This window comes from Streptomyces sp. NPDC026589 (assembly GCF_040638385.1).
Lineage (GTDB): Bacteria > Actinomycetota > Actinomycetes > Streptomycetales > Streptomycetaceae > Streptomyces.
On the sequence record NZ_JBEZYG010000030.1, the window covers coordinates 58613 to 77969 of the forward strand.

Annotated in this window: 16 protein-coding genes; 3 read left to right on the forward strand and 13 right to left on the reverse strand. The window is 72.3% G+C overall.

The genetic code is table 11. The features are described 5' to 3' along the window. Positions 1-43 precede the first annotated feature (43 nt). The 6 genes from AB0F29_RS35800 to AB0F29_RS35825 form a co-directional block, all read right to left on the reverse strand. A complete protein-coding gene (locus AB0F29_RS35800) occupies positions 44-874 on the reverse strand; it encodes a serine protease (RefSeq protein ID WP_361881398.1) in 831 nt (276 codons plus the stop codon). A gap of 134 nt (positions 875-1008) precedes the next feature. Further along, positions 1009-2556, reverse strand: a complete 1548-nt coding sequence (locus tag AB0F29_RS35805; protein ID WP_361881401.1) for an RNA polymerase sigma factor — start codon at positions 2554-2556, stop codon at positions 1009-1011. A 323-nt stretch (positions 2557-2879) separates the two neighbouring features. Continuing rightward, on the reverse strand, positions 2880-3746 hold the full coding sequence (locus AB0F29_RS35810; RefSeq protein ID WP_018957090.1) for a FadR/GntR family transcriptional regulator: 867 nt from the start codon (positions 3744-3746) through the stop codon (positions 2880-2882). Positions 3747-3927: 181 nt separating this feature from the next. Then, complete coding sequence (locus AB0F29_RS35815) at positions 3928-5664, reverse strand: ATP-binding cassette domain-containing protein (RefSeq protein WP_361881404.1); 1737 nt, start codon at positions 5662-5664, stop codon at positions 3928-3930. A 143-nt stretch (positions 5665-5807) separates the two neighbouring features. Further along, entirely contained in the window at positions 5808-6566 is a 759-nt protein-coding gene (locus AB0F29_RS35820; protein WP_361881407.1) for an NUDIX domain-containing protein, read from the reverse strand. Between the two features lie 196 nt (positions 6567-6762). Then, the gene (locus AB0F29_RS35825; RefSeq protein WP_361881410.1) at positions 6763-8139 is read right to left on the reverse strand and encodes a DUF4192 domain-containing protein; all 1377 of its coding nucleotides are present in this window, start codon (positions 8137-8139) and stop codon (positions 6763-6765) included. A gap of 264 nt (positions 8140-8403) precedes the next feature. Between AB0F29_RS35825 and AB0F29_RS35830 the strand changes: the two genes are divergently transcribed. Beyond that, positions 8404-9348: an alpha/beta fold hydrolase gene (locus AB0F29_RS35830; protein WP_361881413.1), complete on the forward strand. Its 945-nt coding sequence runs from the start codon at positions 8404-8406 to the stop codon at positions 9346-9348. A 17-nt stretch (positions 9349-9365) separates the two neighbouring features. On the opposite strand, the gene AB0F29_RS35835 is transcribed toward AB0F29_RS35830, so the two are convergent. Continuing rightward, complete coding sequence (locus AB0F29_RS35835) at positions 9366-11525, reverse strand: RecQ family ATP-dependent DNA helicase (protein ID WP_361881416.1); 2160 nt, start codon at positions 11523-11525, stop codon at positions 9366-9368. 305 nt (positions 11526-11830) lie between these two features. Between AB0F29_RS35835 and AB0F29_RS35840 the strand changes: the two genes are divergently transcribed. Further along, positions 11831-12472: a hypothetical protein gene (locus AB0F29_RS35840; protein ID WP_361881419.1), complete on the forward strand. Its 642-nt coding sequence runs from the start codon at positions 11831-11833 to the stop codon at positions 12470-12472. 114 nt (positions 12473-12586) lie between these two features. On the opposite strand, the gene AB0F29_RS35845 is transcribed toward AB0F29_RS35840, so the two are convergent. The 6 genes from AB0F29_RS35845 to AB0F29_RS35870 all read right to left on the reverse strand — a co-directional run bounded on the left by AB0F29_RS35845 (position 12587) and on the right by AB0F29_RS35870 (position 18517). Next, on the reverse strand, positions 12587-13231 hold the full coding sequence (locus AB0F29_RS35845; protein WP_361881422.1) for a hypothetical protein: 645 nt from the start codon (positions 13229-13231) through the stop codon (positions 12587-12589). Positions 13232-13293: 62 nt separating this feature from the next. Continuing rightward, the gene (locus tag AB0F29_RS35850; RefSeq protein ID WP_361881425.1) at positions 13294-14004 is read right to left on the reverse strand and encodes a ribonuclease HII; all 711 of its coding nucleotides are present in this window, start codon (positions 14002-14004) and stop codon (positions 13294-13296) included. 180 nt (positions 14005-14184) lie between these two features. After that, positions 14185-16002: a DUF4153 domain-containing protein gene (locus AB0F29_RS35855; protein WP_361881428.1), complete on the reverse strand. Its 1818-nt coding sequence runs from the start codon at positions 16000-16002 to the stop codon at positions 14185-14187. A gap of 214 nt (positions 16003-16216) precedes the next feature. Further along, positions 16217-17125 carry an ADP-ribosylglycohydrolase family protein gene (locus tag AB0F29_RS35860; RefSeq protein ID WP_361881431.1) on the reverse strand — a complete coding sequence of 303 codons (909 nt, stop codon included), beginning with the start codon at positions 17123-17125 and terminating at the stop codon, positions 16217-16219. 12 nt (positions 17126-17137) lie between these two features. After that, positions 17138-17797 carry a histidine phosphatase family protein gene (locus AB0F29_RS35865; RefSeq protein ID WP_361881433.1) on the reverse strand — a complete coding sequence of 220 codons (660 nt, stop codon included), beginning with the start codon at positions 17795-17797 and terminating at the stop codon, positions 17138-17140. A gap of 114 nt (positions 17798-17911) precedes the next feature. After that, positions 17912-18517, reverse strand: a complete 606-nt coding sequence (locus AB0F29_RS35870; RefSeq protein WP_361881436.1) for a YdbC family protein — start codon at positions 18515-18517, stop codon at positions 17912-17914. A 254-nt stretch (positions 18518-18771) separates the two neighbouring features. Here AB0F29_RS35870 and AB0F29_RS35875 point away from each other — a divergent pair, with 254 nt between their 5' ends. After that, the gene (locus AB0F29_RS35875; protein WP_361881439.1) at positions 18772-19308 is read left to right on the forward strand and encodes a TerD family protein; all 537 of its coding nucleotides are present in this window, start codon (positions 18772-18774) and stop codon (positions 19306-19308) included. The last annotated feature ends 49 nt before the right edge of the window (positions 19309-19357 follow it).

Sequence of the window (19357 nt, forward strand, 5' to 3'; positions counted from 1 at the left end):
CACAGCGCGGCGAATCACCACCCGCACTCGATCCTGGCGCGGGTCAGACGCGGCCCTCGGCCCAGTCCAGTGCGGCGGAGACCCGTGTGTACACACCCGGGCTGCCCGCGCGGCCGCAGCCGCTGCCCCAGGACACCAGCCCGATGAGCCGCCCACGGGCCACCAGCGGCCCGCCGCTGTCGCCCTGGCACGCATCCCTGCCACCCGCCGGATCGCCCGCACAGAGCATCGCCGAGGCCTTGTACGTGCCCTCCTGGCCGCCCGGGTAGGCCCGCGCGCAGTCGCTGTCCGGCAGGACCTGGACCCGCGCGGAGCGCAGCACGGACGCGTACGCGCCGCTCCCCGTCGTATCGCCCCACCCGTAGACGGCCGCGGCCGTACCGGCCCGGTAGGCGGGGTCCCCGCCCTTGGCCGTCGGGATGACGCCGCCCTTCGGCATCGCGCGGGACAGGGTCAGCACCGCGAGGTCGCCGGCGTTGGAGGCGGGGTCGTACGCCGGGTTCACCCAGATGGACCGGACCGGGATCTCCTGGCCGCCGGAGTCACTCAGCCGCTCCCGGCCGGCGATGACCAGCAGATCCCTCACCCGCTCCGCCGGTCCACCGAGCGCCTCGTCACTCAGACAGTGGGCGGCCGTCAGGATCTTCGTGGGCGCCACGGCGACGCCGCCGCAGAACTGTCCCGAGCGCGCCCCTCCGAACCGGTCCCGGCTCGACAGCGCCACCACCCAGGGGCTGTCCGCCACCGGAGCGGGCTGTCCGCCGACGATGATGCTGTCCGCGACCGCCGCGGAGGGCGAGACGAGGGGCGCCACGGTCGCGGCGGCGGTCAGGGCGAGCACCCCGGTCAGGGCACGGACGACGGAACGGGGCATGGAGGCTCCTGACGCTGAGGCGGTAACGGTCCACCCAGCGTGATCCAGCCGGTCACCGTCCGCACCCGAGGACACGCCGGAGGGCCCGGATCCCCTGGGGGTTCCGGGCCCTCGGCCGGTGAATCTTCCGCGATCTAGTCGAGGTAGTCGCGCAGCACCTGCGAGCGCGACGGGTGCCGAAGCTTCGACATCGTCTTCGACTCGATCTGACGGATGCGCTCACGCGTCACGCCGTAGACCTTGCCGATCTCGTCGAGCGTCTTCGGCTGACCGTCGGTGAGCCCGAAGCGCATCGAGACCACGCCGGCCTCACGCTCGGAGAGCGTGTCGAGCACGGAGTGGAGCTGCTCCTGGAGAAGCGTGAAGCTGACCGCGTCCGCCGGGACCACGGCCTCGGAGTCCTCGATCAGGTCACCGAACTCGCTGTCGCCGTCCTCACCGAGCGGGGTGTGCAGCGAGATCGGCTCGCGACCGTACTTCTGGACCTCGATGACCTTCTCGGGGGTCATGTCGAGTTCCTTGGCCAGCTCCTCCGGGGTGGGCTCGCGGCCCAGGTCCTGGAGCATCTGGCGCTGCACGCGCGCGAGCTTGTTGATGACCTCGACCATGTGCACCGGGATACGGATGGTGCGGGCCTGGTCGGCCATCGCGCGGGTGATCGCCTGACGGATCCACCAGGTGGCGTACGTGGAGAACTTGTAGCCCTTGGTGTAGTCGAACTTCTCGACCGCGCGGATCAGACCTAGGTTGCCCTCCTGGATCAGGTCCAGGAAGAGCATGCCGCGACCGGTGTAGCGCTTGGCCAGGGAGACCACCAGGCGGAGGTTGGCCTCCAGAAGGTGGTTCTTGGCCCGTCGGCCGTCCTCGGCGATGATCTCCAGCTCGCGCTTGAGCTTCGGCGCGAGCTTGTCGGCGTTCGCCAGCTTGTCCTCGGCGAAGAGGCCGGCCTCGATGCGCTTGGCGAGCTCGACCTCCTGCTCGGCGTTGAGGAGGGGAACCTTGCCGATCTGCTTCAGGTAGTCCTTGACCGGGTCGGCCGTGGCGCCGGCGACGGCAACCTGCTGCGCAGGTGCGTCGTCCTCGTCGTCGTCGGAGAGGACGAAGCCCTTGTTCTCGCCCTCGCCCTCCTCTTCCTCGCCCTTGCCGGCCTTGACTTCCTCGGCCGCCTCGTCGCCGTCGAGGATCTCGTCGTCCTGCTTGCCGGACTTCTTCGCCGCCGTCTTCTTCGCGGCCGTCTTCTTCGCGGCGGTCTTCTTGGCAGCCGTCTTCTTGGCTGCCGTCTTCTTGGCAGGAGCGGCCGCGACGGCGTCGTCGGCCACCGCGTCCGCGCTCTCGGCCGCCGGGGCGGCGGTGGCCGCGACGGTCCTGGTCACGGTGGTCTTGGCCGCGACAGTCTTGGTGGCGGTGCGCTTGACCGGGCTCTTCGCTGCGACGCTCTTGCGGGCGCGCTTCGGCGACTCCGCGGCACTGACCATCAGCGTCACACCCTCTTCCTCGAGGATCTGGTTGAGGCTGCGCAGAACGTTCTTCCACTGGGTTGGCGGAATCTGGTCAGCCTCGAAGGCCCGACGCACGTCATCGCCGGCGATCTGCCCATCAGCCTTTCCCCGCTCGATGAGCGCCATCACAGATTCGGACTCGGCGATCTCCGGCGGGAGCGTACGGGATGTGCTGGCCGACACGAACAACCTCTCGGAACGATGGAAACGGCTTCCGGCCCGGCCCTGGAGAGGGCTGGAACCGACGACCGTCGACTGGGGATGTCGCCGACGGCGCGGGTTTGGCCTCAGAACTGCACAGCGCACCCGAGGGCTGCTGTATTCCTTCCGCGACGCTCACCTCTTAAGTCATCGCGCTGCTTCAAGGAGTGTTACGGCCAATCCGCGTGGCCCGAGTCACACCCCATACGCGACGAAAGCGGCCAAGGGTGCCATCCCACCACAATTATGCCGCCGGACCCGTGCGGTCCGGCGGCACCGGGCCCACGCACCCCGGCCGCGCCCGGTCAGTGCTCGCGCGGCGCGGGAACCACACGCTCGACGTCGGGGTGGACGACGAGCAGTTGGCGCATGGCCGTCTCGGCTGCCCCGGAATCACCGGAGGCGAGGGCGTCGGCGATGCGCGCGTGGTGCGCGAGCGAGGTCTCGCCCGGACGGTCACAGCCGGTGACCGGACCGCCGGAGACATGAAGGGCGGCCGAGACGATGCCGGAAAGGTGCTCGAGCATTCGATTGCCCGCCGCCTGGATGAGCAGGGCGTGGAACTCCGCGTCGGCACGGGAGAAGGTGATCGTGTCCCCCTGCCCCATCGCGTGCCCCATGATCTCCACCATGTCGCCGAGCCGCTGCTGGAGGTCGTCCCGGCCGTGCCCGGCCGCGAGACGGGCCGCGAGCGGTTCGATGGTCCAGCGGAGCTCGGCCAGCTCACGGCGCTGGTCGTCGCGCTGCGGACCGAAGGCCCGCCATTCGATGATGTCGGGATCCAGCAGGTTCCAGTCGCTGACCGGGCGGACCCTCGTACCCACATTGGGGCGCGCGCTGACCAGCCCCTTGGCTTCGAGGACGCGCAGGGATTCGCGTACGACGGTGCGGGACACCTCGAACCGCTGGCCGATCTCCTCGGGAACGAGGGGACGGTCCGCGCCGAGGTCACCGGAAACGATCATCTGGCCGAGCTGCTGGACGAGTTGGCCGTGGAGACCGCGCCCCCGGCTGGCAGACCCGCGTCGGCTCGCCCGCCCCAGCTCGGAATCGGAACCGCCCCAGGCCCGGGAAGCGGCACGCTCGCCGGCCGGCGCCTCCGTATAGGGATAGCGGTCGAGTTCGCCCGCGCCGGCCAGGCCGGAATCGGCGGTGCGGGCGGCGGTCATCATGGTGTGCGCAAGGGTACTCACGCATCCTTTGTCGGCGCGGCTCGCCCGCCCCTTGAGGTCTTTGGTGAAAAGCACACGAAAGGGTGATCGGCGCTCGCTCCGCAATTGACGCCATATCCACATAAATCAGTCATTTCTCAGGGAGTTGTGGACCTCTGTCCTCGATGCGGGGCGACGGCGATCACCAACGCGCCTTTCCCCGAAGGCTGGTGAACAGATACGCGCAGATCAGGGCTGACAACGACAGGGCGAGTGCGGTGCCGACAGGCTGCGCCACCACCCGCGCGACGGCCAGGACCCAGTGGTCCGCCTGCTGCGGCAGCTGCCACCCGGCCAGTTCGCGCAGTCGGCCCGGGAGCCCGGCGACCGAACGCGCGGACGGCGCCGCGAAGAGCTTCTGCACCAGCGGAACGACAAGTACCGGAACGGCCAGCACCGCGGCGATCCCCGCCCCGGCCACCCGGAAGACACCGGCGGCCAACAGCCCCGCCCAGGCACAGCCGACTGTCAGACCGGCCCAACTCGCACCGAGCGCGACGGCGTTCGAGGGGATCTCGATCAAATCCGGCCCGTACACGAGCCGGAGGCTCTGCGCTCCGCACACCACGGCCAGGCCCGCGAGCAGCAGCGCGAAGCTCGCGGTCACGGTCAGCTTGGCCAGCAGCAGTCCGAGCCGCCGGGGCACGGTGCCGCGCGCGGAGGCGAGTGCCGGATATCGGAACTCGTCCCCGAAGGACAGCGCCCCGAGCAGACCCGCGCCGAGCGCGGCGGGTGGGAGCGGCAGCAGAGCGGGCCACGCGGCGAGCACACGGGGCAGCGTGGTGCCGTCCGTGCGGGCGAGCAGGACGGACACCGCGGCCGACACCACCAGAACGGCCGCCATGATCATGGCCGTTGTCCGGACGCCCAGGGAGCGTCGCAGTTCGTACCGGAGGGGGCGCAGGGGGCCGCGCGCGGGGCGCACCCGGATCGGGGGCGGTAGCTCGGACAGCGCGACGGTCGAGTCGCCCCGTTCCTCGCTCCCGGCCCCCGCCGGGGTGGCCGGCCCGGTGTCGCCGATCTCGTCGGCGAGCCGGTGCACGGGGACGCCGTGCCGGTACGCGGTGTCCCCGATCTCCGCGCAGCTGCTGCCGTACACCGTCAGCCGGCCGCTCGACTCCTCGACCACCTCGACGGAGCGCCGCGCGGCTCGGGCCTCCCGGCTGACCACGGCAGCCAGCCTGGCCGCGTGCGGGGTGCGGACGGCGACCCGGGCCCGGAGCCGGGTGCGGGCGAAGTCGGAGACGTCCTGGTCCGCGACGAGACGCCCGCCGCCGATGGTGACGACACGGTCGGCCGTGCGGGCCGCCTCCTTGGGGTCGCCGGTGGTGTAGAGGACCGTGCCGCCCTGGTCCGCGTGCGCGCGCAACAGCCCGTACAGCCAACTGTTCTCCCGCGGGGACAGCCCCTCCGCCGGCTCGTCCAGGATCAGGGTGTGGGGGTCCCCGAGCAGCGCGGAGGCGAGGCCGAGCCGCCGGTCCATCCCCACCGAGAGGGTGCCCAGGCGCTGGTCCCCGAGCCCGGCGAGACCGACGACCTCGAGCACCTCGTCGGCCCTGGTCGCGGGCGCGCCCGCGGCCGCGCAGAGCATACGGAGCTGCCCTCGGGCGGTCCGGGCGGGATGACCCGGTACGTCGCCGAGCAGTACGCCCACCTCCCGGGCCGGGTGGGCGATGCGGTGGAGCGGCCGCCCCCGGAAGTAAGCGACGCCTCGCCCCGCGTCCAGTTCGAGCATCAGCCGCAGGGCCGTGGTCCTGCCCGAGCGGGGGGCGCCCAGCAGGGCCGTGACACGGCCGGGGGGAGCCTCGAAGGTCAGATCGTTCACGGCGGGCGGGGCGTCGCGACGGGGGGTGCTGGTGAGTCCGATGGCCTGGAGCATCGCTTCTCTCGCGTCTCTCGCGGAAGGTGAGACCGCTCGGCGGCAGGGGTACCGCAGCAACATAACGCGACATTTCAGACTTTTGGCGCAGGGGTGGGCCGACAGGCGTTCCGCGGGGCCGTCGCAGCGGAACGCCCGGTGGCTCAGACCTCGGGTCGCAACATCGGCGGATTGAGCACCGTGGCCGCCCCGGCCCGGAACAACTGCGCGGGCCGGCCCCCCTGACGTGTGGTCGTCCCACCGGAAGGCACCAGGAATCCGGGCGTTCCGGTGACCTTGCGGTGGAAGTTACGGGGGTCGAGGACCACACCCCAGACCGCTTCGTACACCCGGCGCAGCTCGCCGACCGTGAATTCCGGCGGACAGAACGCGGTGGCCAGCGAGGAGTACTCGATCTTGGAGCGGGCGCGCTCCACGCCGTCGGCCAGGATCCGCGCATGGTCGAAGGCCAGCGGCGCCGCCTGCTCGCCCTCCCGTCCGGCGCCGGGATGCAGCAGGTCCTCGACCGGCGCCCAGCGCGCGCTGTTGGCATCGCCGCCCGCCCGGGGTGCGGGCAGGTCCGGCGCGAGGGCGAGGTGGGCGACGCTGACCACCCGCATCCGGGGGTCGCGGGCCGGATCTCCGTACGTGGCCAACTGCTCCAGATGGGCCCCGTTACCCGCGGCCGGTCTCGCCGGGTCGTGCGCGCAGAGGCCGGTTTCCTCGACGAGTTCACGCGCCGCCGCGGACCCCAGGTCCTCGTCCATCCTGACGAAACCGCCGGGCAGCGCCCAGCTGCCCTGGAACGGGGTCTCTCCGCGGCGGACGACCAACGCGCAGAGCGCGTGACGGCGCACCGTGAGCACGACCAGGTCGACGGTGACAGCGAAGGGCGGGAAGGTCGACGGGTCGTAGGGCGGCATGCCGCGATCATAGTCGTCTTCCTGACGATAAACACTCCCTTCGGCATGCTCGTGATCAGTCGGGGCGCCACGATTTCGGATGCGTGGCGATCAGTCGGGCGGTGGCCCGGATCCCGGCGGTCGGCGGGCCGGGCCGGACGGCCGGCCCGCAGGCCGGGACGGACTTGCCCCGGCGGTTTCCCGGCTCGCACCCGGGTCACCTCCGCGTCCTGCTGCCGCGTCGCCCGTACTGCCGGGCCTCGTGCGACCGCCGCCCGGCCACCGAGGCCCGGGGACGGGCCGAAGCGGGTGACGGCTTCACCCGCCCCGCACCCGGGCGCCGGTGAGCGCGCCCCCGCCGCCGGCCCCCGTCCGGCAGCGGGCGGACCTTGCGGACGCGCAGCGAGGTGGCGCCCCGGTCGGCGGCGGTGTCCATCACCGCCCGCACGGCCCGGGCGTCGGGGCTCGCCCCGTCCGCGGCCTCGCGCAGGCAACGGCGCAGGGCCTCCGGGTCGAGCCCTTCGTTGCAGGCCCGGTGCAGCAGCTGGGCGAACGTGTAGCCGGGATCGGCGCGCAGCGCCAGCGTCAGGGCGACCCGCGCGCCCGGCTCGTCGCCCGTGGACCAGGAGACCCAGCCCGCCAGGGTGAGCGGAGCGGCGGCGTGCTCCCCGTAGGGTCCGACGCAACGCCGTGCCAGCGTCCGCCAGAGCCGCAGGGCCGCTTGCGCTTCCGCCCCCTCCATCCAGGCCGCGGCCTTGTCCCGGGTCTCCCGGTCCTGGAGCCCGAGGATGACGGCCGCGGCCTCGTCGGGGCCGATCAACTGGTCGTCCCCGGCGTCCGAGAGCGCGGGCGGTGCGGGCTGCGTCTCCTCGATACGGTCCATGAGGGTGCGCGCCAGCCGGAGGGTCTCCGCCGCGACCTCCCCCCGGGCCCGCTCGTCGAGGAGCCGCGGGATCAGCGCGGGCCCCGCCCTGTCCAGGGCCTCCTCCTGCGCGGCCACGGCTGCCGGGGTCCGCCAGGGCCGCAGCCGCGCCTCCATGTCGCGCAGCGTGCCCCGCACATGGACGCCCGCGTAGGCGGCCGCCGCGGCCATCACCGTGGTGCCGGGCATGGCCAGGGGATTTCCCTGGTCGGGACAGCACCGGGGGTCGGGACAGCAGTAGGACCAGTAGCGGCCGTCGGAGATGCAGAGCGCTTCGAGGACGGGAACGTCGAGTGCTCCGCACGCCGTGCGCAGGCGTTGCGCGAAAGGCCTGAGCCGCTCCATCGTGAGCCTGCCGCCTGCCCCGTCCGGAGAGTCCTGGCAGAGGAAGATCACGATCGCGTCGGGCCGTCCTTCGCGGCGCTCGCTCCCCGATACCAGGCAATCCGCCAACTGGTCGGCGACCGGACCCCATTCGCCGGGCGCCTGCGGAATTCCGAGACGGAGCCGGCCGCCGAACCGGCCCCGGCCGCCGTGCAGGGCGACCATCACGACGCTGTCGTTGGGATAGAAGCCCATCAGATACGGGAGGGCGTCGGCGAGCTCGGCGGGGCCGCGCAGGGTGATCTGCTGCTCCGCGGCCGGGCCAGTGGATTCATGGTGCTTGTTCATGCCTTGACGGTCCCTCAGTCCGTCCCGCCCCGCGACCCCTGTGGATAACGTTATCCACAGGGGTCGCTCCCGTCGCCCGGGGCGCACTATCGTGCTGTGCTCGGTCCGGTTCGGTTCTCTCGCTCCCGGAGGCGGGCACACCCGGTCCGGATCAACTCGGTTTTGACCTGCCGTAGTTCGCCGCTGCCGCACCGCACCTTGACACTCCCCCGAGCAGCCCATGTAATCAGCGATTACCCGCGTGTATTCGCTGATCACATCGGAGTGTTCTCGGAGTGTTCATGGACCTGCGTCGCGGACGGTGGGACCGCGCGTGACGGCTCGGCTCGGCGCCGACGGACGGCTGACGTCGTTCGGCCGCGGCGGTCTGGTCTTCGACCTCGTGGACCAGGGACCGCTCGCCGGGGAGGTCGTCGTGCTGCTGCACGGGTTTCCCCAGAGGTCCAGCGCCTGGGACCTGCTCGCGCCGCTGCTGCACGCGTCGGGATACCGCACTCTGGCACCGACCAGCGGGGGTATTCGCCCCGGGCCCGGCCGCGCGGCAGGATCTCCTACCGCATGTCCCAGCTCACCGAGGACGTCGTCGCCCTCATCGAGGCGACCGCACCACGCGGCGGCAAGGCGCACGTCGTCGGGCACGACTGGGGAGCCGCGGTCGCCTGGACGCTGGCCGCAGCCCGGCCGGACGTGGTGGCCACCCTGACCGCACTCTCCGTCCCGCATCCCGCCGCCTTCATGCGGGCCGTCTTCACCAGCCGCCAGTTCCTCATGTCCTGGTACATGTTCGCCTTCCAACTTCCCTGGATTCCAGAGCTGTTGATACGCCGCCTCGATCCGTCCACGGCTCCGCGCGCCACCGAGCGCATGGCGGCCGGGCAGACCGCGGCCCGTCTCGCCCGCGACCTGGAGTTCCTGGTGGCGTCGGGCGCTCTCACCCCTGCCCTCAACTGGTATCGGGCGATGCCCTTCAGCACATCGAGCCAGCTGGCCGAGGTCACCGTCCCGACGCTGTTCATCAACAGCGACAGCGATCCGGTCCTCGACCCGACAGGCGGCGAGCACACACGCAGGTTCGTGACCGGCCCGTACACCTTCCACACCCTGGCCGGAGTCGGGCACTGGATTCCGGAGCAGGCCGCTCCAGAAGTGGCGGAACTCCTGCGCGTTCACCTTTCGAGCTCGCTCCCGGGGCCGGAACGGGGACGGTAGAGCGATCGGGGCTCGGCCTATCCCGCCACGGCCAGGACCAGCGGGAGCACCTGATCGGCGCCGGCCTGGCGGAGCAGACGCGCGCCCACGGCGAGGGTCCAGCCGGAGTCCGTGGAGTCGTCGACGAGCAGAACCGGGCCATGGGCTTGGGCCAGCGCGGCGGCGAGTTCGTCGGGCACCGTGAACGAGTCGGCCAGGGCACGCAGCCGCTGCGCGGAATTGCTCCGGTGCGCGGCGTGCTCGTCGGCATGCGGGGTGTAGGCCAGGCTGCCCAGGAGCGGGAGCCTCCCGACCCGGGCCACGCCCTCGCCCAGGGAGGTGACCAGTTGGGGGCGGGTGCGTGACGGCACGACGACCACCCCCACGGGGCGCGGCATCGCGTCGGGAGATCCGCCGGCCCAGCCGCCCGGCGAGCGGGCCCAGTCCGCCAGCACCTCCACCACGGCGTTCAATACGTCGTCAGGGACCGGCCCGTCCGCCGCCTGCGCCGACAGGAGCGGGCGCAGCCGGTTGCCCCAGCCGATGTCGGACAGCCTTCCCAGCGCACGTCCCGTCATCGCCTGCTGCCCCGCGGGGATCCGGCCCTTCAGGTCCATGCCTACCGAGGCCAGGCCCGTCGGCCACATCTTGCGGGGCTCGACCTCGACGCCCGGCCGGTCCAGCTCACCTGTCGCCGCCGAGAGGGCCGAGGAGGAGACGGCCGGGTCCAGCCAGGGGCCGGCGCAGTTGTCGCAGCGGCCGCACGGCACCGCCTTCTCGTCGTCGAGCTGCCGCTGCAGGAACTCCATGCGGCACCCGGTGGTCGCCACGTAGTCCCGCATCGCCTGCTGCTCCGCCGCCCGCTGCTTCGCGACCCACGCGTACCGCTCCGTGTCGTACGCCCACGGCTGTCCCGTCGCGGTCCAGCCACCCTTCACGCGCTTGACCGCACCGTCCACGTCCAGGACCTTCAGCATCGTCTCCAGACGCGAGCGCCGGAGATCCACCAACGGCTCCAGCGCCGGCAGCGACAACGGACGGCCCGCCTGCCCCAGCACGTCCAGAGTGCGCCGCACCTGCTCCTCGGGCGGGAAGCCCACCGAAGCGAAATACGCCCAGATCGCCTCGTCCTCCCTGCCCGGAAGCAGCAGGACATCGGCATGGTCCACGCCGCGCCCGGCACGCCCCACCTGCTGGTAATAGGCGATCGGCGACGAGGGTGATCCCAGGTGCACCACGAAGCCGAGGTCCGGCTTGTCGAAACCCATCCCCAGCGCGGAGGTCGCCACCAGGGCCTTCACCCGATTCGCCAGCAGATCCTCCTCCGCCCGCAACCGGTCGGCGTTCTCCGTCTTCCCCGTGTACGAGGCCACGGGATATCCGCGCTGCCGCAGGAACGCGGCGACCTCCTCCGCCGCCGCCACCGTCAGCGTGTAGATGATCCCCGAACCCTGCAGATCCCCCAGCCGCTCCCCCAGCCACGCGAGCCGGTGCGCCGCGTTCGGCAGTTCCAGCACGCCCAGCCGTAGGCTCTCGCGGTCCAGCGGCCCCCGCAGCACCAACGCGTCCCCGCCCCCGGTGCCCAGTTGCTCCGCCACGTCCGCGGTCACCCGCGCGTTCGCCGTGGCGGTGGTGGCGAGCACCGGCACTCCCGCCGGCAGCTCCGCGAGCATCGTGCGCAGGCGACGGTAGTCGGGCCGGAAATCATGGCCCCAGTCGGAAATGCAGTGCGCCTCGTCGACCACCAGCAGGCCGGTCGTCGCCGCGAGCCTGGGCAGCACCTGATCACGGAAGTCCACGGAATTGAGGCGCTCCGGGCTCACCAGGAGAACGTCGGTCTCGCCGCGCTCCACCTCCCCGTAGATCATTTCCCATTCCTCGGGGTTGGCCGAGTTGATGGTGCGTGCCTGGATGCCTGCCCGCGCCGCCGACTCGACCTGGTTGCGCATCAACGCCAAGAGCGGCGAGATGATCACCGTCGGGCCGGCTCCGCGCCGCCGCAGCAGCGCGGTGGCCACGAAATACACCGCGGACTTCCCCCACCCCGTGCGCTGGACCACCAGCGCGCGACGGCGCTGCTCCACCAGGGCCGCCACCGCCTGCCACTGATCCTCCCGCAGCCGCGCCGACCCTCCGGGCGCACCGACCAGCTCAGCGAGGATGGCGTCGGCTTCGGTGCGGAGCTCCAGGGTGTCCATGCCTCCATGCAACCCGATGGGACTGACAATCAGCGAATCCACCCACCGCGACGACGGTGTTTCTGCTGGTCCTCGCGATTCAGGGGGGACGGAGGGAGTCATCCCGGGCGGGTATGGGCAGGGATATCAGTGTCATTCCGGCTGATTCCCGTCAGCCACAGCAATTGCTCGTTGCCGCCTGCCGGTAGGCCAGGGAGAATTGGAGCTGCCCCCGCACAGTTCCTCATCGGGCCCGGAAGGGCTGTGCCGCGGCGCGCCCTCATTCGACCCTGCCCGCACCGTGGGCGCGTAGCGAAGGGAGGACCGTGACCTTCGGATTCGCCCCGTCCACAGCCACTTCGACAGCGGCGTCCTCGGTTTCCGCAGACTCCGACAACCGCCTTGCCCGGATGCTCGAACCAGCGGAGTGGGCCTCGGCGGGCATACCTCTGCTCCGGAACCCCCGGGAGGTCGTCAGCGGACTGCACTCCCGGCACCGGCCGACTCCGGCCACCGCCGTGGTCGCGGTCCTCGATCATGAGGAACGGCTCACGGCGAGCGCCTCGTTCGCCCGCCGGTCGACGGTGGCCGCGGACGGCTGGGAGTTCCGCAACGCTCTGCTGGCACAGCTGCGGCGCGTCATCCCGCACGATCTGCGACGCCGCACTCCGGTCCGTACGGCCGTGCTTCTGTACTGCCGCGACGGCGACGAACGCTGGACCGAGGAGGACGGTGCGTGGATGTGGGGCCTGCGGGATGCCTGCACCCTGCACGGCCTCCGCTGCGGCGCCTACATCACGCTCACCCGCGGGGGCTGGCAGGTGCTCGGCGAGGGGAGGGGCGGGCGGCGGCCCAGTTCGCTGTCGGAGCCGGCGCTCCTGGCCGACGCCGTCGTCGAGCACCGGACCACGCCGACGCGGTCGGGAGGCGGAGCGGCGGAGGCGCTGCGGCGCACCGCGGCCCGCTGAGCGGGCACGGCGCACCTGCCGGGCGGGCACCGGTCGGTCCCCGTCGCGGCCGGGCGACCGGCGGTGGTGCTCCCGCCCGCCCGTGGGGGCGGCCGGGAGCACCGGTGGGTGTGTTCAGACCCCGGCGCCGAGTGCGGAGTTGATCGTCTGCGGGTCTCCGCAGACGATCAACAGCGCGGCGGCGCGGTCACGCGCGACGGGCAGGGTACGGGCCACGGCCGGGTCCGCGTCGTCGTTGACGGCGACGACGACCACGGGCCGGGACGTGGCCCGGTCCGCCGCGGAGATGTCGGCGAAGAAGACGTCGTCGCCCGCGTCGTGCTGGGCCCAGTACGCGGCTTCGCCGAAGGACAGCTCGTGGGCGGCCCACGGGTGCTGTTCGCCGGTGGTGAGCACCAGGATGTCGCCCGGTGCGCGACCGGACTCCAGCAGCAGGTCGACCGCTTCCTCGGCCGCGTCGAGTGCTCCGGCCGCCGGGGCCGGGATCAGCTGGACCTGCGGCGCGGAACGATCCTCCGTCGGCTCCGGACGGGCGGGGGCCGGCGCCGGAGCGGGGGGTGCCGCGGGGGCGGGATGGGCGCGCTGCGCCGGGGGCGCGGGGCGCGCGGGGCCGGGGCCCGGACGACCGGGACGCGGGGTGGCCGCGGAACGCGGACCGGGTACGGGACGGGGGGTCGGCGCGGTGCGGCCGGCGGCCGGAGTGACGCGGGGACCCTGGGCGCTCTCGGGAATCTGAGGCTCCTCGGAGATCAGAGGCATGAAGGTGGTCTGTGGCGAACGCCGATGTCGTCGGCGTCGGTGGGAGGGGCGCGTGTGCGCGATCAGAATTCGAAGCCGAGCTGGCCCCCGCTTTCGAGTGCGGCCGCCTCGGCGGAAAAACGGACCTTCTTCAGGTGCTGCCACCTGGGCAGCGCGTCCAGATACGCCCAGGAGAGGCGGTGATGGGCCGTGGGCCCCCGCTCCTCCAGCGCGGCCCGGTGCACGGGCGAGGGATACCCCGCGTTGGCACCGAAGGCGAAGTCGGCACAGTCCTCGGACGCGGCGCCCAGCTCGGCCATCATCCGGTCACGGTGCACCTTGGCGATCACCGAGGCAGCCGCGACCGCGATACAGGACTGATCGCCCTTGATCACGGTACGGACCTTCCAGGGAACGCCCAGATAGTCGTGCTTGCCGTCGAGTATCACCGCGTCGGGGCGTACCGGCAGCCCCTCCAGGGCGCGCACGGCGGCGAGCCGGAGGGCGGCGGTCATTCCGAGGTCGTCGATCTCCTGCGGCGAGGCGTCGCCCAACGCGTAGGCGGTGACCCAGCTCCGCAGCAGGGGAGCGAGCTCGGCGCGTCGCCGGGGGGTCAACAGCTTGGAATCGGTGAGGCCTTCGGGCGGTCGGCGCAGACCGGTGACCGCCGCGCACACGGTGACGGGTCCGGCCCACGCTCCGCGTCCGACCTCATCGACACCGGCGACGGTCCTGGCACCGGTGGTAGCGCGAAGTGAGCGCTCGACGGTGTGCGTGGGTGCTTCGTACGGCATGGCGCCAGCCAGCGTACGCCGAGAGCCACGGCAACAACACCCCGGGGCGCCGTGCGTCCTGCGAATCAGTCGGCGGAGGCGGGTTCGAGGTCCCGCCGACCCCCCTGGGCCCGCGAGGGCGGACTCCCTGAACTCGCGAGTCGGGCCCCTTGAACCCGCGGGCTCAAGGGGCCCGTCGGCTCAGTACGGGTCGTAGCCGTCGTCGTCCGGCTCGTAACCGTCCCGGGTCCCTTCCCTGCCCGCGCGGTAGCAGTCACGCGCGTCGCCCTTCACCGGGCGCTTCTCCAGGATCTCCTTCGCCCGCGCCCCTCCCCAGCTGGTCGCGTACCAGGGGGTGTCGTCGTCGAGGACGTCGTTCTGGATGATCCGCAGCGCACAGGAGCGTTCCGGTTCGGGCAGTCGATCCAGGGCCGGTACGGCGTCGGCGGACAGGTCCTTGACGTAGTCGATGTCGATGGCGGTCGACCGGCTGTCCTCGAAGCGCTGGACGTTCTGCTCGGCGATCAACCCGTCCGGTGAGAGCAGCCCGAAGGCCAGGACGCCGGCCGCCGCGCTCACCGCGATGGCCCGGGGCAGGAACCGGGCCCCGAAGACACCTGCCGCCAGGATGAGGACCAGCACCACCCCGAGCCAGAGCTCCATCGCGGCCACGGATATCCGGAGCCTGGTCAGGCCGTACTCGTCGACGTACAGGTCCATGCGGCGCAGCGCGGAGGCGACCACGACGAGGGTGAGCACGCAGAGGGGGCCGAGGACCGACCGCACCAGGGTGCGGTCCCCGGCGCCGCCGCGCGGTGCCCAGCGCAGGGCCAGGGCGATCACGAGAAGGGTGAGCAGCGTGGCCCACAACAGCTGCCAGAAGCCCTGGCGGGCGTACTCGGCGTGGCTGAGCCCGGTCACGTCCCGCACCTTGTCGTAGCCGCCGAAGAGCACGACGAGCTGGAGGGTGATGAACGCGGCGAAGAGCAGGTTGAGGACGATCAGCGGAAGGGCCCATTCGGCCCGTCCCCGGGGTTTGCCGGGCCGTACGGTGATCCCGTCCCAGCGCACCGGGGCGGCCGCGGCGTGCGCGGCGGCGAGCGCGCCCGCGAGCCCGAGGGCGAAGAGGAAGATCCGCCACGGTCCCTCGCCGACCGAGGCCTCGGGCATGAGGCTGCCCAGCAGTTCGGCGAACGCGGCGTCCGCGCTGGCGAAGAGGGTGCCGAACACCACCAGCAGCACGAGGGCCACCACCGTGGTGCGCAGGGCGGCGCCCCAGCGCGCCCGGGAGCCGTCGGCCCGGGCGCGAACCCCCCGCACGCCCCAGATGATGCCGGGGACGACCGAGTCGAACAGCCCCAGCGAGCCGATCAGCACCCCCAGCCAGCTGCGGCTGCCGTGCAGCGCGAGCGAGCCGAGCGCGAAGGCGGACACCACGGCGAGGAAGGTGGGCCAGCCCGCGTCCCGGAGTGCCGGCACCGCGAGCAGCGCGAGTCCTCCCAGCGCCCAGGTCGCGGTCCAGGGCCGTAGTCGGCGGCCTGCCGCCCGGGCGGCGAAGAACGCGGCCAGTGCGGCGGGCGCGGCCACGATCAGGAGGTTCACCCCGAGTCCGTCGCCCAGGAAGAGCGCGCTCAGGAGCGCGGTGGCCAGGACCGAGCCGAGCACGGCGGGGCCGATCAGGGGCGGCGCTGGGGGCCGGATGCGGGCCGTCACATCATTGTCCTCGGCGGAGTGCGCCCCGGCGCCGTACTGCCAGGGGCTGCCCGGGGGCGCGGCCTTCCGGGCCGCCTGGGCCCGGGCGCGGTCGCCGGAGGCCTGCGGCGGGGCCGGATCCCAGACCGCGGACTGCCGCGCGGTATCGGCCGCCGGCGCACCGGCGGACCGCGCCGCGGTCGGATCCGGTTGACGCTCCGGTGTGCCGGCGGCCTCGCGGGCCGCCGACGGTTCCGGTGGCCGGGGCGCCCCGGCTTCCTTCGGATTCTCCGGCGGTCTGGACGCCTCGGACGGCTGATCGGACATGGGACCCCTCCCCCACCGGGTCCACGCGCGGCCCTGGGCCGTACGCCTGTCCCGGCGTCTCATTCGGCGCACGCCCTCAAGATCAACGAGGGGCGGCGTGGCCGAAAGAGTAGTCCCGAACTCCCGTTCGGGGACACGCAGAGTGATCCTGTGGCAGGACCGTGACAGTGGGCCGCACCCCCGGTTCAGGGGAGACGGGACGGAACCGGCGCGGTCAGCGAAGGAGCGGCGTCAGCCAAGCCGGGGGCTCCTCCGTCTGTGCCAGCCAGTCGGCCGGCGGCGCTCCGGCCTCGCCCGACGCGACGACACCGCCGACGATCGCGCACGTCGTGTCGACGTCACCGCCGGCCTGAGCGGTGACCCAGAACGCCTGCTCGTACTCCCCGAGGTTCCTCGCGGCCGACCAGAGCGCGAACGGCACGGTGTCGTGGGCGCTGGTCCGGCGGCCGTTGCCGAGGACCGCGGCGACCGTCCCGGCGTCCCGGTAGTCCAGCATGTCCCGGGCCCGGCGCAGGCCCGCGCCGACGGCGCTGCGGGGCACGAGCGCGATGACGCCGTCGAGGAGGTCCTCGGGACTCGGCGGCCCGCCGGGGGCGGCGGCGAGCGACGCGGCGGCGGCCACGGCCATGGCCCCGACGACGGCCTCGCGGTGCTGGTGCGTGGTGTACGAGGAGATCTCCGCCTGGTGCGTGGCCTGTTCCGGATCGTCCGCGTACCAGGCGCCGAGCGGGGCGATGCGCATCGCCGAACCGTTGCCCCAGGAGCCCTGGCCCTGGAACAGCGCCGAGGACAGCTCCCGCCAGTCGCCGCCCTCCCGTACGAGCCTGAGGAGCCGGTTGACGGCGGGACCGTAGCCCCGGTCGAAGTCGTGGTGCTCGGCGAAGGAGCGGGCGAGCGCGTCCTGGTCGACGCGGCCGTGCGCGGAGAGCACGGCCAGGACCGAGCAGGCCATCTCCGTGTCGTCGGTCCACTGCCAGGGCCCGGGCGGCAGGGCCCGCTGTTTCAGCAGGGGGTAGTTGGCCGGAACGAAGAACTGGGAGCCCAGGGCGTCTCCCACGGACAGCCCACGCAGGCTGGCCAGGGCGCGTTCGAGGCGCCGCGCGGAAGCAGAATCAGCGGTCATCGCCGTGCCACTCTATCCGGTGCGGCCGTACGGTTCGGGGGTCCGCCAGCTCTGGAAGGGCCTGTCGAGGGTGTAGCGGCCCCTCTCGCCCAGCAGCAGGGTCCGGGTCTCGCCGTTGCCCGGGTTGGACAGCGACTCGAACTCCGCGACCGACCAGTGGAACCAGCGCATGCAGAACAGCCGCATCGTCAGTCCGTGGGTGACCAGCAGGACGTTCTCCGGGTGGTCCGGCGCCTCGAAGCTCCGGTGCAGGCTCTCCAGGAACGCGCCGACCCGGTCGTAGACGTCGGCACCGGACTCGCCCTGGGCGAAACGGTAGAAGAAGTGCCCGTAGGCGTCCCGGTAGGCCTTCTGCAGCCGTACGTCGTCCCGGTCCTGCCAGTTGCCCCAGTCCTGCTCGCGCAGCCGGGGCTCCTCGCGGACGCGGACGCGTTCCGGATCGAGGCCGAAGGCCCGGAACGTCTCGTGGGTGCGGCGGTACGGCGAGATGTAGACGCTCACCCGTTCCTCGCCGAACAGCTCGCGCAGCCCCACCCCGGTCTCCCGGGCCTGCCGCAGACCCGTGGGGGTGAGCCGGAGCGCGTGGTCGGGCTCCCGCTCGTACACCGTGTCGTCTGCGTTGCCCTCGGACTCGCCGTGCCGGACGAGGACAATGCGCTGCGGTCGTGCCATGTCCCGACCATAGATCGGGTCGGGCCGGCACGAATGGTCGGGCCCCGCGGAGCACGGAGCGGGGTCACACGGTCCAGGTCGGAACGAGGTCACACGGTCCAGGTCGGAGCGGGGTCACACGGTCCAGGAGGGTTCCAGCTCCACGACGTCTCCCGTCAGGGCGATCACGTCCGTCTCGATCCCCGCGCGGGCCGCCAGCCGCTCGGCCCCCGCCGCGCGGTACTTGCCGCGCTCGGCGCTCGACTTCCACAGGGACAGCGCCAGGAACTCATTCCCGGGCGCCTCGCCGAACACGCCGCGCAGCATGCCGGGCGATCCGGCCATGGCGGGGTTCCACACCTGCTGCTGCATCAGCACGAAGTGCTCGGCGCGCTCCTCGTGCACCCGGCTGTGCGCGACTCTGACGACGTCCGCCTCGGCGAAGTGGGGCTCGAAGCCCGTCTTCACGTCGAAGCGGCGCTCGAAGAGCGTGACCTGCATGTCGCGGAACATGCCCGACTGCCCGGCCGCCAGCCGGTCGTGCCCGCGGGCCATGAAGGAGTCGTAGAAGACGCGGTTCTCCCAGAACGCGAAGACGTGGGCGACGTCGGGGCGCGTTCGGCTCCACCCGCCGCTCTGCCCCTGGAACCCCGGCTCGCCGAGCAGCCCCGCCCACTTCCGCTGTCCCCGCTCGAAACCATGACGGTCCACCACGGAGCAGCGAATCCACTTCACCAGCACCGCGCCATCGTACGGCGCGGAACGTGGCACACGTCACGGTCCCGGGGAGCGTGCCCCGGCCGGTCGTTCCGCCCGTATCACCGGAGCGCGGGGCCAAAGAGGCCGCACCACCTGTGCCGGGGCCGGACAGTGGCCCGAATCCGCCGCCCGTGGCCGGAGCAGTTGGTTCCGCGGCCGGTTGCGTACATGATCGGGTGAATCGTGTATCAGGTGATGGGAACGGTCCGTGGGCCGTCGGCCGGGAGGGAAGTCCCTTGAGCACTCCGAACAAGGACATCGAGAAGGTCGAGGTGCGGGTCAAATGGGACCCCAGTCCGCACGGGGCGGCCGCCAACGACCTCGACATCATCGCGGCCACCTACCCGGCCGGTGAGCCGTACGGCGCCCCCGCCTACCTCGTGCACTTCGACAGCCGCTCGCCGGACGGCACCATCACGCTGAACCGGGACAGCCGGACCGGCCAGGGTTTCGGCTTCGACGAGGTCATGACCATCGAGCTGAACCGGCTGGCGGACACGTACGGGCGGGTGGTGGTCGGTGTCGCCATCCAGCAGCGCGATGGTCACAAGACCTTCGGCGACATAGGGAACACGGCGATGGAGATCCGCGAGGGCTACACGAGCCTGACCGAGAGTGACTTCTCCGACGTGGCGTGGGCCACCGCGGCGGTCATCGGGGAGTTCACCCGCGGCGGCTCGGGACTCTGGGGCTTCCGGTCGGCCGTACGCGGCTTCGACGGCGCCCCCGACACGTTCGCGGCGGTGATGGGAAGCCGGGCCGCCGAAGGGTGATGTCGGTCAGTTCCGGCCAACCCGGCGCGGGCGTCGGCGACCCGCCGAG

What these genes read in the sequence shown, in the direction of transcription:
- AB0F29_RS35865 (WP_361881433.1), bottom strand. Translation starts at nt 17,797, where the DNA reads ATGGCACGACCGCAGCGCATTGTCCTCGTCCGGCACGGCGAGTCCGAG.
- AB0F29_RS35815 (WP_361881404.1), bottom strand. Translation starts at nt 5,664, where the DNA reads ATGCTCCAGGCCATCGGACTCACCAGCACCCCCCGTCGCGACGCCCCG.
- AB0F29_RS35860 (WP_361881431.1), bottom strand. Translation starts at nt 17,125, where the DNA reads ATGACCGCTGATTCTGCTTCCGCGCGGCGCCTCGAACGCGCCCTGGCC.
- AB0F29_RS35835 (WP_361881416.1), bottom strand. Translation starts at nt 11,525, where the DNA reads ATGGACACCCTGGAGCTCCGCACCGAAGCCGACGCCATCCTCGCTGAG.
- AB0F29_RS35810 (WP_018957090.1), bottom strand. Translation starts at nt 3,746, where the DNA reads ATGATGACCGCCGCCCGCACCGCCGATTCCGGCCTGGCCGGCGCGGGC.
- AB0F29_RS35850 (WP_361881425.1), bottom strand. Translation starts at nt 14,004, where the DNA reads ATGCCGTACGAAGCACCCACGCACACCGTCGAGCGCTCACTTCGCGCT.
- AB0F29_RS35800 (WP_361881398.1), bottom strand. Translation starts at nt 874, where the DNA reads ATGCCCCGTTCCGTCGTCCGTGCCCTGACCGGGGTGCTCGCCCTGACC.
- AB0F29_RS35825 (WP_361881410.1), bottom strand. Translation starts at nt 8,139, where the DNA reads ATGAACAAGCACCATGAATCCACTGGCCCGGCCGCGGAGCAGCAGATC.
- AB0F29_RS35845 (WP_361881422.1), bottom strand. Translation starts at nt 13,231, where the DNA reads ATGCCTCTGATCTCCGAGGAGCCTCAGATTCCCGAGAGCGCCCAGGGT.
- AB0F29_RS35820 (WP_361881407.1), bottom strand. Translation starts at nt 6,566, where the DNA reads ATGCCGCCCTACGACCCGTCGACCTTCCCGCCCTTCGCTGTCACCGTC.
- AB0F29_RS35855 (WP_361881428.1), bottom strand. Translation starts at nt 16,002, where the DNA reads ATGTCCGATCAGCCGTCCGAGGCGTCCAGACCGCCGGAGAATCCGAAG.